Source organism: Halobaculum roseum, from assembly GCF_019880245.1.
GTDB lineage: Archaea > Halobacteriota > Halobacteria > Halobacteriales > Haloferacaceae > Halobaculum > Halobaculum roseum.
The window spans coordinates 52,921-66,394 of the sequence record NZ_CP082287.1 but is presented as its reverse complement, the minus strand read 5'-3'; the positions used below and the strand labels follow the sequence as shown (position 1 = coordinate 66,394).

Sequence of the window (13,474 nt, the reverse complement as noted above, 5' to 3'; positions counted from 1 at the left end):
TGAATACAGGGCGCGAGTTGGTCGCACTACAATGGCTGAAATAGACCGAGAAGAATCAGTAAGTACAGTACATTACCAAAGCTCAGTAGCCGCACAACAACAATTTAGTATTATTAGGACAAGTTTGATTGTGTTTCTGTTCGCAGAGGCAGGAGACATAGAGTCATGAAATTCGTCCTCACAATCGGTAATACCGAGACCGCACGTATCGACGGAATCAGCGCGGCAGGGGCCAACCCGGACTTGATGCTCCATACACCCAGCGCAGACGCCGAGATTCTCAGCTATGGTCGTCCGACGCAGGCTCCTGTGGTGCCAGTCAGTCCAACGGGATGTCCAACCCCCGCTGTGGTGTCCCGTGCAGCGAGAGAACTGCTGGAATTCGAGAGCGTCGTCCTGAACGCAGGAACAGCGAAACCGACCACGGCACCGACGGTTACACTCCCCGGTTCAACGGGCCAGGAAATACGAGAGGCGAGGGCCGTCCCGGACGCAGCAGCAAAGTTCGATGCCGCACGGACGTATGGGCAGTCACTCCCCGATGACGAACTCGTCGTTGCCGAGACGATCCCCGGAGGCACGACGACCGCAATGGGTGTGCTGACGGCCCTCGGCGAGCCAACAGCCGTTTCCTCGTCACTGCCAGAGAACCCGCTCGAACTCAAGCGATCCGTGGTCGCTGATGGACTCCAAGCAAGTGGGCTCGCCGAGGGCGACGCTGATGGTGAACCAGTGAACGCCCTCAGGGCGGTCGGAGACCCCGTGTTAGCTGCCGTGTCGGGACTGACGGTCGGGGCGCTCGAATCAGGGACTGACGTGACGCTTGGCGGTGGGACTCAAATGAGTGCTGCGGCTGCGCTCGTGCGGCACTACGGTGTGGAGGCACCACTCTCCCAGACCACGACCTCGTTCATTGCTGATGACACCAGTGCGAACGTCCGCAAGTTAGCCGACGCACTCGACCTTGATCTCACGGTTACGAATCCTGAGTTCACCCGAACCGATCACCCTGCCATGGACGCCTACGTTCGTGGCGAAGCGAAGGAAGGGGTCGGGATGGGGGGCGCCCTCGCGCTCCTCACGGGCAAGATAACTGATGGCCCCGCGGTTACGATGGCTGATCTTCACGAGCAAATTATTACCGTGTACGATCGGCTGCTTGCGGACGCACCCGACGATCACCCCGCAGCCCCCCCGGACAGTAATATCGCCTGAAAGTAGGCACAAGGGCCAAACGAGAATGTAAAGCGGACACCTCATATCCACAACCTCGTTGGTCAATCCACCACCCGACGTAGCGGGAGGTTCCTGGTTTCAGCGTGAAACAAACGCGGCTTCCGTACTGAATCTACCCCCTGTGGTCAGTACGCCGCTTATGCCAACAGCTCGGCAAATTGGTTGGTCTATGCTGAATAGAGGATGCATAGTCAACACAGGTCCTCGAAGTCGCGATTATTCGTATTGAGTGGCCCAAAAATAGATTTCAGAACTGCTGGGGGTTAATCGTCGGCGTGTGATTCGGCAGGAGTAAATGTGACACCATTGATTTCGACTTCATCAGGAACGCGACTCGTGTCGTGGGTTCCAACCGGTGGGAGATTCACATCCGCAGATGGCGAAGCATCAAGGTCGGTCTCGTCATCAATCGAAGACATCTCACCGTCGGCATCTCGTGCGTCTTGGTCGATCCGCATCGAGCAAAACTCTACACCGCACATCGAGCAGAAGCGAGCCTCCTTGTAGTTGTCGCCAGGCAATGTTTGATCGTGGTATTCTTGGGCACGCTCGGGGTCCAGCGCGAGTTCGAACTGTCTGCGCCAGTCAAATTCATAGCGCGCTTCAGAGAGCGCGTCATCCCAGTCACGTGCACCCGGAAGGTCATTCGCGACATCAGCAGCGTGGGCTGCAATCCGATAGGCTGCAAGACCGTCTCTGACATCTACCTCATCAGGTAGACCAAGATGTTCCTTCGGGGTGACGTAGCACAACATCGCCGCTCCTGCACGAGCAGCCTCGGTCGCCCCGATCGCGCTTGTGATGTGGTCGTAGCCCGGCGCAACGTCGGTGACTAGCGGGCCGAGGACGTAGAATGGTGCGCCATCACAGACGTCTTGTTGGCGTTCGACGTTATCGGCAATCTCGTCCATCGGGACGTGCCCTGGCCCTTCAACCATGACTTGGACGCCATGGTCCCATGCGGTCCGAGTCAGCTCACCGAGTGTGTCGAGTTCGGCGAACTGGGCTTCGTCGCTCGCGTCTGCGAGACAACCGGGGCGGAGGCTATCGCCCAATGAGAACGTGACGTCGTGTTCCGCGAAGATCTCGCAGATATCCTCGAACTTCGTGTATAGCGGGTTCTGCATCCCATTCTCTTCGATCCACTGGGCTAGAATGGAGCCCCCTCGTGAGACGATTCCGGTCTTACGGCCATCTGTCAGGGGGAGATGTTCCATCAGCACGCCTGCATGGATAGTCATATAATCGACGCCCTGCGTGGCTTGCTTCTCGATGATATTGAGCAGCAGTTCGTGGGTAATATCGGCGGGGTTGTCAACATGCTTGACAGCCTCGTAAATCGGGACGGTACCGACCGGCACGGGTGAATGCTCAATATTAGCGCTACGGATGTTATCAAGATTCTCGCCGGTTGAAAGGTCCATCACAGTGTCGGTACCATAGTGGACCGCAGTGTGGAGTTTCCGGAGTTCGCCTTCAATACCACTGGTCGTGTCGCTATTGCCAATGTTCGCGTTAACCTTTGTAGAGAATTCACGTCCGATAATCATCGGGTCAAGCGATTCGTGCGCATGATTGTTTGGAATGACGGCTTGTCCGTCGGCAACCTGCTGTCGAACAAAGTCTGGATCACAGTTTTCCCGCTCGGCAACTCGTTCCATAGCGGACGTGATTTCGCCTGCTTTGGCCCACTGAAGCTGAGTCTTTGCCATCAATAACCAAGTTATATCGCCGAGTAATATAACCTATGGGAAGGGCCGACGTGTATTCGCCACTCCGTTGCGGAGTGAGATTTGAGTGAACTATTTTCTGTGAGCGTGTCATAGAAAAGTTCACGCACAGTTTTTCGGGGTAGTAACTGGCGAATATCCTGCTAAACTCTCCCGCGTATTTATCAGTATATCTCGCGTTTGCTATTGGTCGTTCAGTCGTCAGTTGGGGATTTTGGCTGCGATTGTGTCTCTGGTGTTTTGGTCGGATTCCACGCGCCGTAGTGAACAAGTTCCTCTCCGTTGATACGTTCTCGCCAGCCCTGTTGCTGAAGTACCGGCTCATCAGGGAATCCGTTTTTAGGATAGCCGACGCAGAGGTATGCGACAGGTTGGATATGGTGTGGGATGTTCAGCACTTCCCGGAGTTCGTGGGGATAGAGAAAAGATACCCACCCCACTCCGACACCTTCGGCACGAGCGGCCAGCCAGAGATTCTGGATAGCCAGGCACGTCGAATAGACATCCATCTCCTGCATTGTGTTGCGCCCAAGGACATGCGGCGCATCGCGGGTGGGATCACACGTAATACAGATATTCACCGGAGCGTCGGTAATCCCCTCCAATTTCAACTGCCCGAAATCTGATTTCTTGGGCTCCTGATAACCCTCGCGTGCGGCAGCAATCGCCCGTTCAGCGATTAATGCTATCTCTGATTTTGTTTCATCGTCTTTGACTACCACGAAGTCCCACGGCTGAGAGAATCCCACGCTGGGAGCGTGATGCGCAGCGTCCAGTATCCGCGCTACCACCTCCTCAGAGACAGGTTCAGCACAGAACTGTCTGATGTCCCGCCGTGCATAGATGGATTTGTAGACAGCTTCCCGTTCGTCCGCGCCGAACTCAACCATGTTTGTTCTAAGTAATATGCGGTTGTATATTGGTTTGGGTACAGGCTGCCTCGATAGATGTACCCTCTATATTCAGCAGCTCTCTTCTGACAGATGCTGACCAGATCATTTTCCAGACTGTCTCAGATCCTTCTATATTGACTAATTTACCGGCTCCAGCGCGGGAACTGTTGTGCAACCGCCTCTCACGTAAGTCGCTTTAGGCGGCCAGCTAGACTGTGGTTGACGAGGTCCAGACTGTGCTCGGGGGAGAGCCGCCGATGCTCCGAGAGGTTCAGGACGACGGCTTGGCCGTCGACACGGAAGCCGACGTACTCGACTGTGTCTCGGTGGGACTGAGCGAGCGATGCGACTGGAACCGATTCCGAACTGGCCATAGGTACATTCCCGTTCATCGTTGCTCGCGGGCGGTTCGGTGACCCCCGCACCCCTCTCAGGGGTTCAATAAACAGGACGGCGTAGCGTTCGGCAACGTACTGTCCACTTGACCTCCTCCCACCCCTGAAGAGATGGGATTCCCGAGCGTTGGGATATTAAGGTTTAGAGTCCACCACCTCGGCCTGCGGTTCGAATCCGCAGGAGAGGTCGTACAGGTAGACTCCGGGCTGGGCCAACCAGCCGGTACTCCTATCCCCAGAGGTGGACTCGGAGTTACTTGCGCTGTCGTTGATGTCGAGACGGATGTTCTCCGCCCCATTTACGTCTGCGTTGAACGCTGCGTCACACTCCTCACAGACGTACAAGCCGCGCTCAACACGCTGCCCATCGTCTTCTTTCCCGCACACAGAACACGTCTTCGATGTCCCACCCTCGTCCACTTCCACGACCTCGATCCCCTCGGCCTTCGCCTTATATTCGAGAATCGAGGTGAAGCGGTCGAACGCCCACCCGTGCAGGTCAAGGTTGCCGTGCTGTCCCCAGTTCTTCGCCTGACCGTTCTCATCCTCACGCACGCTACTCAAATCTCCGACGTTGACTCGGCCAACGCCCTTCTCCACACACCGCTGGACGATGTGCTTGGCGAGGGCGTGGAAGAAATGCCGGCGGCGCTCAGACCACTTCCGGTGCAGCCGTGTCGCCCGCTCGCCACCACTGTCGTCACACTTGGCAATCTCCTTCGGGAAGTAGTAGCCATCCTGTTTCAACCGATTACCCGGGTATAGGTCGGCCTCTTCCATACTGTAGGCGACAGCGGCGAAATTCGAGATACCGAGGTCGATGCCAGCGGTCTCCTCTCCGGGTGCGTCTGGCGTCTCAATATCGTCTTTGCAGACGAGGTGGAGTTCCCAGCGTTCCTTCGCGTTGTCGTAGACGGCACGAACCTGTTGCAGGTTCTCGACCGAGATGCCGGGTCGCGTCTCGTATTCGACGAGGATGTAATCGCGGTCCCGTGGGTGGTCTTTGTGATTCGCGCCTTTGCTGAGGCGGACGCGATTGTGTTTCGGGTCGTGTCGGATGCCCTTCTGCTTCCACGTAACCGTGCTGCGCGGGTGTTCTTCGTGGACGCAGCGGCCTTGGTCGTCGTAGTAGTTGCGTTTGCGGTATCCGGGCGGGTTGTCCCGGTCATCGTCTGAGGAGTACCACGAGTTGAAGGCTTCAGCGAGTTCCTCCAGAACCCGCTGACTGGACTGACTGTGCAGCCCCCGGTACTTGTCGTGATCCTTCAGCTCGCTTTTGAGTTCCTCGTGACCAGGGATCTCCCCGGTGTCTTCCCATTGTTGGCGGGAGTAGTAGTTGGCGACGTTCCAGAGTTTGCTGGCACTCCACCCGTGCCGGTCGAGTGGCTCTGCCACCTGTGAGTGGTTGCGGATTCGCGCTCGGTGGGTGCGGTGGATTTCCAACATCCGTGGAACGTCTCTATAACAGGTTATACTCGTCTGAATTGTAAATATTAATGTTTGTCAACAGTGGGCTCTTTGGGCTTATTATCGGAGGTGAATCCTCGTTCGCTATGTCGGTTTATCCCATCACAAAAGAGATGGTTATTCCCCTCACACTATCCACATAATTGAGAATGGCTGTACTGGACGATCTCTCGGGGTTCGAGTTCGAGGACGTGATGGAGGACGTGTTCCGGAACCTCGGCTACGAGAACGTCCGCCAGGCCGACCGCACGGCTGACGAGGGTCGCGACGTCATCATGGAGGAGGTCGTCGACGGCACGCGGCGCGCGATCATCGTCGAGTGCAAGCACACAGGTACGGTCGGCCGGCCGGTCGTCCAGAAGCTCCACTCGGCCATCGCGACATTCGATTTCGACGGCCCGAAACGCGGAATGGTCGTCACGACCGGCCGGTTTACGAACCCTGCTCAGGAGTACGCCGACCGCCTCCAACAAAACGACGATCCCCATCCAATCGAGTTGCTCGACGGCGAGGACCTCCGGGAGATCGCCGACGAGATCGCCCTCGACCTCTACAACGGTCGCATCGAGATTCTCTGCGACGAGACGCTCCGCCCGTACGACCCGGCCGCCGACGTCGACGCGCCCGTCGCGGAGGCGTTCCGCGACATCGAGAACATCGAAGCCGTCGACCTGCCAGAACCGCACTCGTCGGTAACGTTCCGCCCGGTGGTCGCGGTCACCGCGGACACGAACGCCGTCTTCGAGACGTCGGTGGGCGTCATCCACCGGATCAACGACCGGACGCGATTCGTCGCCCACGCCGAGCGCGGGCAGCCACAGGTCGTCGACGAAGACGTCGCGACGCTGGTCACCGAGAACCTCCACGCGACGGTCGACCTCGACGCCGAGCAGTTCGGAGAAGTATTCGACGACGTGGAGGAGCGCCGGTTCGGCCAGACCCAAACGGAGTACAAGGAATGGGCCGTCGAGCGGCTCCAGCAACACCACACGACGACGGTGACCTACACCGGCGACAACAACGTCACCTACAACAAGACCTGCGAGCCGAACCGCTCGGACATCTCCGTCCAGTCGATCGAACCAGTGTACCTCCCCGAAGTTCGGCACACCACCGACATCCAGGAGTACACCTACCCCTACGAGTACTACGCGGCAGGCCCGTCGAGAGTGACAGCCGAGGACGGCATCCACCGCTGCGTCCATTGTGGCGCGAGTGGCGTCGACGAGACGTACACCTACTGTCCGAACTGCGGGGCCATCGCCTGCTCCAGCCACATTAAAACGGAGCGGCTGGAAGGCGAACCGGTCTGTACGGGCTGTGCGGTGACGGAACGGTTCGCGCTGAAGACGAAGTACTTCTACGACGAACAGAATCTCGAGGCGTTCCGCGAGGAGTACGCCGAGATGCCGCTTCACGAGAAGGCGATGGAGAACAAGTGGCTGGCCGGGGGGAGCGTGGTCGCGACGCTGCTGCTCGTCGTTGGCCTGCTCGTCATCGGCGGCGTCATTTAGACCGGACGCGTTCTCACGCTGGCTCAGCAACTAGCTCTTCGAGTGCGTCTTCCAGCGGGCCGTGGAACTGCCAGTTGGCCCGCTCGAAGGCCTCGTCGGTTGGACCGTCCCAGCGGGGGAACGCGGAATGACCGCTCACCTTGACGGTCCACTCGGCGGGGCTCGTCGAACGCGTTCTCCGTCGGGAGTTCGACGACGTAGAGGTACTCTTCGTCGCCGTGGATGCCGTCGGCCGGATTCTCGACACCGTGTCCGAGCAGGTACATCGGCTGGTCGAGGTGTTCCATATTGTCCGGCTCAAGGAGATCTGAGGGTTGGTCAGCGTCGATCGTTCCTTCCGGGTCACCATCCAGATAGAGGCCGACCGTCGAGAGCTTGTCGAGGAACACGAACGTCGCCGCCGTGTAGCCGGGTCCGCTCTCGGCACGGGTCGCATCGAGAAGCTCCTTCAGCTAAGTGAGACCCCTGAGGACGCTCGCCGGGTAGCCGTCCGAATGCCGGTACACCTGTGCGACGCGGGCGGCGCTGCCAGCTGTTTCATCAGGCTGTTCAACTCGTTGGATGAATCGGAGTTGGCTCCGTGTCGACATCGGGTACCGCCGGCGCAAAACAAATGCTGTCCAGTACAGTAGAATGGATTTCAAGACTGAGAACCCCGAAACTTCAAGATAGAATCCACGGAGTGGGTGTCACAAGTCGCGGACTGCCAACAACGGCGGGGCTTCGAGAACGCCTCGGCACTGAGCGAGTGCCTGGACCGGTTCACTTCTGGTGACGACGAGCCACCAGAAGCGCGCTGGCAGCCATTACTGCGACGACAGCAACGCCGATACCGAATCCAGGTGCGCCAGCTCCACTCGTCCCATCATCGGCGTCAGTCGCGGTACCGCCCTCTGCGGGTGTAAACACCGTCTCGAACCCGTCGAACTGCGTCGTTGCATGCCACGTCGCGCTGTTCTGCTGCTGCGTGGTCGGCGTCGGCGTGGCCGTGTCCAGCGCGTAACCGTCGGGGCCGACGACCACGAACGACCGATCGATGTCGAAGCCACTGGCAAAGGGCTCGCCCAGAACGAGTCGGTCGCCCTCCTGGGCGGCGAGCCCGTCCCACGTCACCGACAGGCCGACGATGCCGGTGTCGTTCTCGGTCGAGAACGTCATATCGGGGTTTCGAATCGCCATCTCACGACCGGTGTCGTTTTCTGCCCGGTTTGCGATGGCCCGCATTCGGGCCGCAAACCGATTTGTTCGCTGTTCTCGGGCAGTCTCGTTCGCGCGCAGTGCCTCGAACGCCTCGCGTTCGCTGTCGGTGGTCAGATCGAAGGTGGTGACCAGCGTCACGTGAGCCGATCCGTCGGTCTCGAGGTCGACGACGAACGCTGGCTCCGCGGGTAGCGACGCTGCCGATTCGGTGGATTGTGCTGTCGCCGCCGTTGCAGCCACAGACGCCATCACGAGCAGGACGAGGGCGACGAGGACGCAGCCGAGACGGATCCTCTCCGTTGCCGCGAGACGTGTGGTCAAGTCGGGACGGTCAGTCATGGATGTGTATCATAGGTCAGTGGAAACTGTCATTACTGAATAAACGTAGTGCTTGGTACAGTTGACAACCTGAAATCGCACGCGTAGGACGTTACCTAGCTTTCGTCGTCCTCGTCAGTGTCGTCTTCGGGGGTCTCAGTTTCTTCTTCCTCTTCCTCGTCGGAATCCTCCTCGTCATCGCCTTCCTCATCTTCCTCGTCGGCCTCTTCCTCACGTTCCTCTTCGTCTTCTTCGTCCGCATCAGCGTCGCCCTCACTCTCGTCTTCTTCGTCCGCTTCGCGTTCTTCCTCCTCGTCTTCAGCCTTGTCACCGTCGCCTTCATGCGCTTCCTCGGTCAGCGTGAGCGAGCCGTTCTGCACCGTGAATTCGAGCTCGGCCTCGAAGGCGCCTTTGACGACCTCGAGTTCGAGCTCCTCGGTCGAATTCGCGTCGATCGTGAACGTCACCGTCCCGTCAGAGTTGGTCGTCCCGACTGCCTGCCCGTTCGCGTAGACCGTCGCGTTCGCGACACTCGAGCCGTTGTAGGAGACGGCCACCGAGACGGTATCGTCAGCAAGCGAGGCATCCACGTTCAGCTGCCGGAAGACCTCGCTCTCCTCGTCTTCCTCCTCGAACTCGAATTCGAGCTCACCCTCGGCCTCACCCTTCTGGGCCGTGAGTTCCGCCTCGCCGCTCTCGGGGAGCGTCACCGTCACCGTTCCGTTGGCGTCGGTCGTCCCGACGACCTGCTCGTTCAGGAAGACGGTGACGTTCTCGGCGGGCGCCCCGTTCGAGAGGACTGTGATTGTGACCGTCGCATTCGGACCGGGCCTCCCGTCGGAGACGACCATCGCGAGTTCGCCGTCTTCCGCATCTTCGTCATCCTCACTGTCTTCACCTTCGTCCTCACGTTCCTTCTCGTCTTCCTCGTCCTCGGCGCCACGGCGTTCGATCTCCTCTTCGAGCGAGAAGACCTCACCCGAGGAGCCGTCGACGCTGACTTCGGCCTCGCCGGTCTGATTGTCCGCACCCCGGAGAACGAACGCGAACTCGTAGGCACCCTCGTCCTGCTTGATTTTCGCCTCCGTGAGCGTCCAGGAACCGTTTTCGGGCGTCGAAAGCGCTGCTCGCGCCGTGTCCAGAGCATCGGCCTGGCTCACTGTGATGTTCCGATCGTCGTCACGTGGGCGCTCGATCTCGCGGGACTGCTCGCCGTCTTCACTCTGTATCTCGATCGAGAGACCATCGGCGGTTTCGAGTTCGATCTCACCCTCTGACTGGCCAGTGAACTGCTTGAGCAGTGCGGCGGCCCCAGTGCCGCTGACGCTACTCAGGTTTTCGACGGATGCACGCAGCAACGACTGGTTCATGTCGGCCGCCCGAAGTTCGAGTGCGGAGACGTTCTGGGCGCGCTTCTGAAGCTGCTCGTAGCTGTTGAGGAGATTCGTCGCCCGCGCGTTCAGCGTGGCGAGGCGCTGGGCGTACTCGGATTTGCTAATCTCGCCCTCCTCATACGCCTCGGTGGCCTCTTCGTAGTCCTCGCGGATGTCCTCGGCACGCTCGCGCAATTCCTCTGCGCGGTCGGCGATGGCCTCGGCCTGCTCTTCTTCGTTCGCGCCTTCGACCGACACTTCAAAGGCGGTGTTCTCGAAGTCGGTCTGTACTTCGTCGCTCGAGACGTCGATAACCGTCGAGAGTTGCTGTCCGACGGTGACGTTCACGCTCGAGTTGTTCTGCGTTGCATTCTCTTGGGCGGTGGCAGCCACTGCCGCGTTCCCATCGATGGCTGACACGCCACCGGTTGTCGACACTGCCGCCGCCGGGACTGTCAGCCCGACGACGAAGAACAGTGCGAGCAGTGCATATCCGAGTGACTTTGCTTTCATCGTGATCCATTTGTATACGGGATAGAGTCATAAACTGGCGAGATAGTCAGAGTGATTCGCGGACGTTTGCACTCATTTGCACCGAACGTGTTCGTTCAAATCACCTCACTGCGGGGTGATACGGCCCTGTCCGCAATCAAGCACTCCACGGGTGATTTGGTCTGCAGACGCGTCCGATGAACAAACAATTTATACGTATTTCGTCGAAATCCGGATGCAACTGAATGACTAAGTCACTGCGGAAGCCTTGGGTGGCTGTCTTTTCGGTGTGTGTTCTCGGTCTCTTGCTCACTGCGACCTTTCTGCCGATGGCGGCTGTGAACGCTGCAGGACAGACGGCACAACCCGAGACGGATAACACGGTCACTCGGATTCATGTCTATCCGAACGGGTCGGCGCAGTGGACGATTCAGATTCGAACTCGGCTCGACAGCGACGACCGCGTCACCGAGTACGAAGCGTTCCAGTCGCGCTTCCGAGAGAACACATCGCGCTATCTCGACCCGTTCCGCCAGCGGATGCAGGGTGTCGTCGCCAATGCGGCCAACGCGACCGGCCGCGAGATGCGTGCCGTGAACTTCACTGCCTCGACGAGCATCCAGGAGGTTCCTCGTCGCTGGGGGATCGTCACCTACCAGTTCACCTGGACGGGCTTCGCCGCCCAGCAGAACGACTCGCTCGTCGTTGGAGACGTGTTCCAGGGCGGTTTCTTCCTGGCAGCGAACGATACGCTCGAAATCGAGGCACCGACTGAGTACGAAATCACCCGCGTAGAACCGACGCCCAACAGCCGGGACGATGGGGTCGTGACGTGGGTCGGTCGCGAGGACTTTGCTAACCGCCACCCTCACGTGGTGTTCAACCCCACCACTGAACCACAACAAACCGGTGGGCAGTCATCGACGCCGAACGGGGCGACGTCGTCGCCGTTCAGTGATACCGGACCGGGAATGGTCCTGGGCGGGGTACTCCTGGTGGCCCTCGTCGGCATCGGTGCGTACATCGGCTGGCGCCGCCGCGACGATGCGAGCGGCAGCGAACCCCCTGAGCCGGTGAACGAGGCTGTGGATACAGATGGTCCGGCGCAGGCACCGACAGGTGATGAGGTGCCGGCAGATGACACGGCAACAGGCGGGGCGGTCATGACCGATCCCGAACGCGTCCAGGAACTACTCGAAGCGAACGGTGGACGCATGCGCCAAGCCGCCATCGCCGACGAGTTTGACTGGTCGGCCTCGAAAACGTCACGCGTCATCGGGAATATGGTCGACGAGGGAACGATTGAGAAACTCCAGCTAGGCCGCGAGAACCTGATCGAGATCGCCGACGCTGACGAGTGACGCGGTCGGGAATTCGTCCCCGTCAACCCCTAGGTCAAGTGGAAGACGTCTGCAGGTTCCTCGACGTCGTCGCAGCTTGCAGTGTCGCCATGTCTGGACTTCACGGGGTCGCCCCCGCACCCCTGTCGGGGGCGATAAACCGACGTGAGAGGTGCCTCCCGAGGCGTGGCCGGCGACTCCCGTTAGGAGTCTGCGTGGGCGTCCGCCCCGGCTCCGTCGCCCGGCCGCGTGAGAAGGCTCACCTCCTCCAGGAGGTCTCTCGCGGTCTCGACTCGCTCTCGATCCGCGGCGTCCAATCGGTCGACGTCGAGTCGGTTGAGATTGCTGAGTATACGATGCATCCGGTAGCCCTGTTTGAACTCTTGCTCCATCGGAAGCGCCTCACCGCTCGCCGGCGCGGAAAGAACACCATCGAGACTGGCGTCGGGCTTTCAGGAGATCCTAGTCTTAACCAACGAACCTCGACGGTACTCGCAGGCTGTTGGTTAATCGATGTCCAGCACTGGCCTTACTCGAGATTGGGGCCGTAGCGAGCCGAGCCACACACCCGGCACTCCCAGATCGGTTGCCCCGTCCACGCCGCATCCGGGACCGACTCGTGGGTCTTGAACCGATGGTCGGTCGCCCGTCCACAGTTTTGACAGTCGAGTTTCTGAGTCGTCGGTACCGACGACGCCTGGCGATCAGCCGCAGCTTCACCAGTAGATTTGGTCAGCGCCATCGCTGGAACCAGCCACACCGCGTCGTCGGCGTCGTCGATGACCATGTCGAGACGCGACGCGTCGCGGATGCCGTCCCCACGCTGGTCGTAGAGCCGCGTCGGGGCCTGCTCCTGACGCTCCGACGCTTCCTGCCCGTGCCACCCAGTCCGGTCACTGGCAGCACTGAGAAGCCGCTCTCCCTCCACTGACGCCACCTGTACCGCGTCAGGGAGTGAGGGCCATTCCTCGGCCAGCTGGCGTGCCGGCGCCTCGTCGAGATCGTAGAGGAGTGTGTAGTCGTCGACGGCCGGCTCCGCCTCGTTGGCGGAGAGGAGGTTCGCCGCGGCGCCGCCCTTCGCGACGGCGCCGTAGAACGTGGTCGACTCGACGACCAGGTGGACGATGCCGACGAGGGTCTGTTCTGGAGCGTCGTTCGCGTTGACTGAGGAAGTGCCGTCAACGTGGTTGGTGAGGCAAAATCGGCACTTCGTCTGCGTCGCCGGAATGGATGACCCACAGGACCGGCATTCGTTCTCCGTAGCTGCCTGGTTGGGATATCCTCTACTGCTCGATGCTACTCGCTGTTGATGGGCTTCTTCCCCTCCGCCGTCGTCTAGGGTATCGTCTGGGATGTGGGAGGCTTCGCCGGTCGGTCGGAGTTCCTTGAAATCAGCGTAGTGGCCGTCCATAGTTCGATCTGCCGAGAATTTGGCTCGTCTTCCGGTTTAAATTATAGCACCGCTCCAAGCGGCCTGTACGTGCTACAGAGTGGTTCTCGATCGTCGAATACTGCC

The 13,474-nt window shown here is 59.7% G+C and carries 10 protein-coding genes and 1 pseudogene; 3 read left to right on the top strand and 8 right to left on the bottom strand.

What is annotated here, in order from left to right:
- Positions 1-165 precede the first annotated feature (165 nt).
- Positions 166-1,215, top strand: a complete 1,050-nt coding sequence (cobT, locus tag K6T36_RS15565) for a nicotinate mononucleotide-dependent phosphoribosyltransferase CobT (protein ID WP_222923625.1) — start codon at positions 166-168, stop codon at positions 1,213-1,215.
- A 284-nt stretch (positions 1,216-1,499) separates the two neighbouring features.
- Here cobT and thiC read toward each other — a convergent pair whose 3' ends face one another.
- From thiC to K6T36_RS15550, 3 genes are all read right to left on the bottom strand, one after another.
- Positions 1,500-2,948 (bottom strand): phosphomethylpyrimidine synthase ThiC, encoded by a 1,449-nt coding sequence (gene thiC, locus K6T36_RS15560; protein WP_222923624.1) that lies wholly within the window; start codon positions 2,946-2,948, stop codon positions 1,500-1,502.
- A 212-nt stretch (positions 2,949-3,160) separates the two neighbouring features.
- Entirely contained in the window at positions 3,161-3,856 is a 696-nt protein-coding gene (gene bluB, locus K6T36_RS15555) for a 5,6-dimethylbenzimidazole synthase (protein WP_222923623.1), read from the bottom strand.
- 533 nt (positions 3,857-4,389) lie between these two features.
- Positions 4,390-5,700, bottom strand: a complete 1,311-nt coding sequence (locus K6T36_RS15550; protein WP_222923622.1) for an RNA-guided endonuclease InsQ/TnpB family protein — start codon at positions 5,698-5,700, stop codon at positions 4,390-4,392.
- Between the two features lie 170 nt (positions 5,701-5,870).
- Here K6T36_RS15550 and K6T36_RS15545 point away from each other — a divergent pair, with 170 nt between their 5' ends.
- Positions 5,871-7,235 (top strand): restriction endonuclease, encoded by a 1,365-nt coding sequence (locus tag K6T36_RS15545; RefSeq protein WP_222923621.1) that lies wholly within the window; start codon positions 5,871-5,873, stop codon positions 7,233-7,235.
- Between the two features lie 13 nt (positions 7,236-7,248).
- Here K6T36_RS15545 and K6T36_RS18945 read toward each other — a convergent pair.
- The 3 genes and pseudogenes from K6T36_RS18945 to K6T36_RS15530 all read right to left on the bottom strand — a co-directional run bounded on the left by K6T36_RS18945 (position 7,249) and on the right by K6T36_RS15530 (position 10,639).
- Positions 7,249-7,687: pseudogene (locus K6T36_RS18945) on the bottom strand (hypothetical protein).
- A 310-nt stretch (positions 7,688-7,997) separates the two neighbouring features.
- Entirely contained in the window at positions 7,998-8,774 is a 777-nt protein-coding gene (locus K6T36_RS15535) for a DUF7345 domain-containing protein (protein ID WP_222923619.1), read from the bottom strand.
- A gap of 95 nt (positions 8,775-8,869) precedes the next feature.
- Entirely contained in the window at positions 8,870-10,639 is a 1,770-nt protein-coding gene (locus K6T36_RS15530) for a DUF4198 domain-containing protein (RefSeq protein ID WP_222923618.1), read from the bottom strand.
- A 224-nt stretch (positions 10,640-10,863) separates the two neighbouring features.
- Here K6T36_RS15530 and K6T36_RS15525 point away from each other — a divergent pair, with 224 nt between their 5' ends.
- A complete protein-coding gene (locus K6T36_RS15525) occupies positions 10,864-11,979 on the top strand; it encodes a DUF7345 domain-containing protein (RefSeq protein ID WP_225935250.1) in 1,116 nt (371 codons plus the stop codon).
- 182 nt (positions 11,980-12,161) lie between these two features.
- On the opposite strand, the gene K6T36_RS15520 is transcribed toward K6T36_RS15525, so the two are convergent.
- Both K6T36_RS15520 and K6T36_RS15515 read right to left on the bottom strand, forming a co-directional pair.
- Entirely contained in the window at positions 12,162-12,350 is a 189-nt protein-coding gene (locus K6T36_RS15520; RefSeq protein WP_222923617.1) for a DUF8012 family protein, read from the bottom strand.
- 137 nt (positions 12,351-12,487) lie between these two features.
- On the bottom strand, positions 12,488-13,369 hold the full coding sequence (locus K6T36_RS15515) for a biosurfactant protein 1 (RefSeq protein ID WP_222923616.1): 882 nt from the start codon (positions 13,367-13,369) through the stop codon (positions 12,488-12,490).
- Between the last annotated feature and the right edge of the window lie 105 nt (positions 13,370-13,474).

What these genes read in the sequence shown, in the direction of transcription:
- K6T36_RS15520 (WP_222923617.1), bottom strand. Translation starts at nt 12,350, where the DNA reads ATGGAGCAAGAGTTCAAACAGGGCTACCGGATGCATCGTATACTCAGC.
- K6T36_RS15535 (WP_222923619.1), bottom strand. Translation starts at nt 8,774, where the DNA reads ATGACTGACCGTCCCGACTTGACCACACGTCTCGCGGCAACGGAGAGG.
- K6T36_RS15530 (WP_222923618.1), bottom strand. Translation starts at nt 10,639, where the DNA reads ATGAAAGCAAAGTCACTCGGATATGCACTGCTCGCACTGTTCTTCGTC.
- bluB (WP_222923623.1), bottom strand. Translation starts at nt 3,856, where the DNA reads ATGGTTGAGTTCGGCGCGGACGAACGGGAAGCTGTCTACAAATCCATC.
- K6T36_RS15525 (WP_225935250.1), top strand. Translation starts at nt 10,864, where the DNA reads ATGACTAAGTCACTGCGGAAGCCTTGGGTGGCTGTCTTTTCGGTGTGT.
- K6T36_RS15515 (WP_222923616.1), bottom strand. Translation starts at nt 13,369, where the DNA reads ATGGACGGCCACTACGCTGATTTCAAGGAACTCCGACCGACCGGCGAA.
- cobT (WP_222923625.1), top strand. Translation starts at nt 166, where the DNA reads ATGAAATTCGTCCTCACAATCGGTAATACCGAGACCGCACGTATCGAC.
- thiC (WP_222923624.1), bottom strand. Translation starts at nt 2,948, where the DNA reads ATGGCAAAGACTCAGCTTCAGTGGGCCAAAGCAGGCGAAATCACGTCC.
- K6T36_RS15545 (WP_222923621.1), top strand. Translation starts at nt 5,871, where the DNA reads ATGGCTGTACTGGACGATCTCTCGGGGTTCGAGTTCGAGGACGTGATG.
- K6T36_RS15550 (WP_222923622.1), bottom strand. Translation starts at nt 5,700, where the DNA reads ATGTTGGAAATCCACCGCACCCACCGAGCGCGAATCCGCAACCACTCA.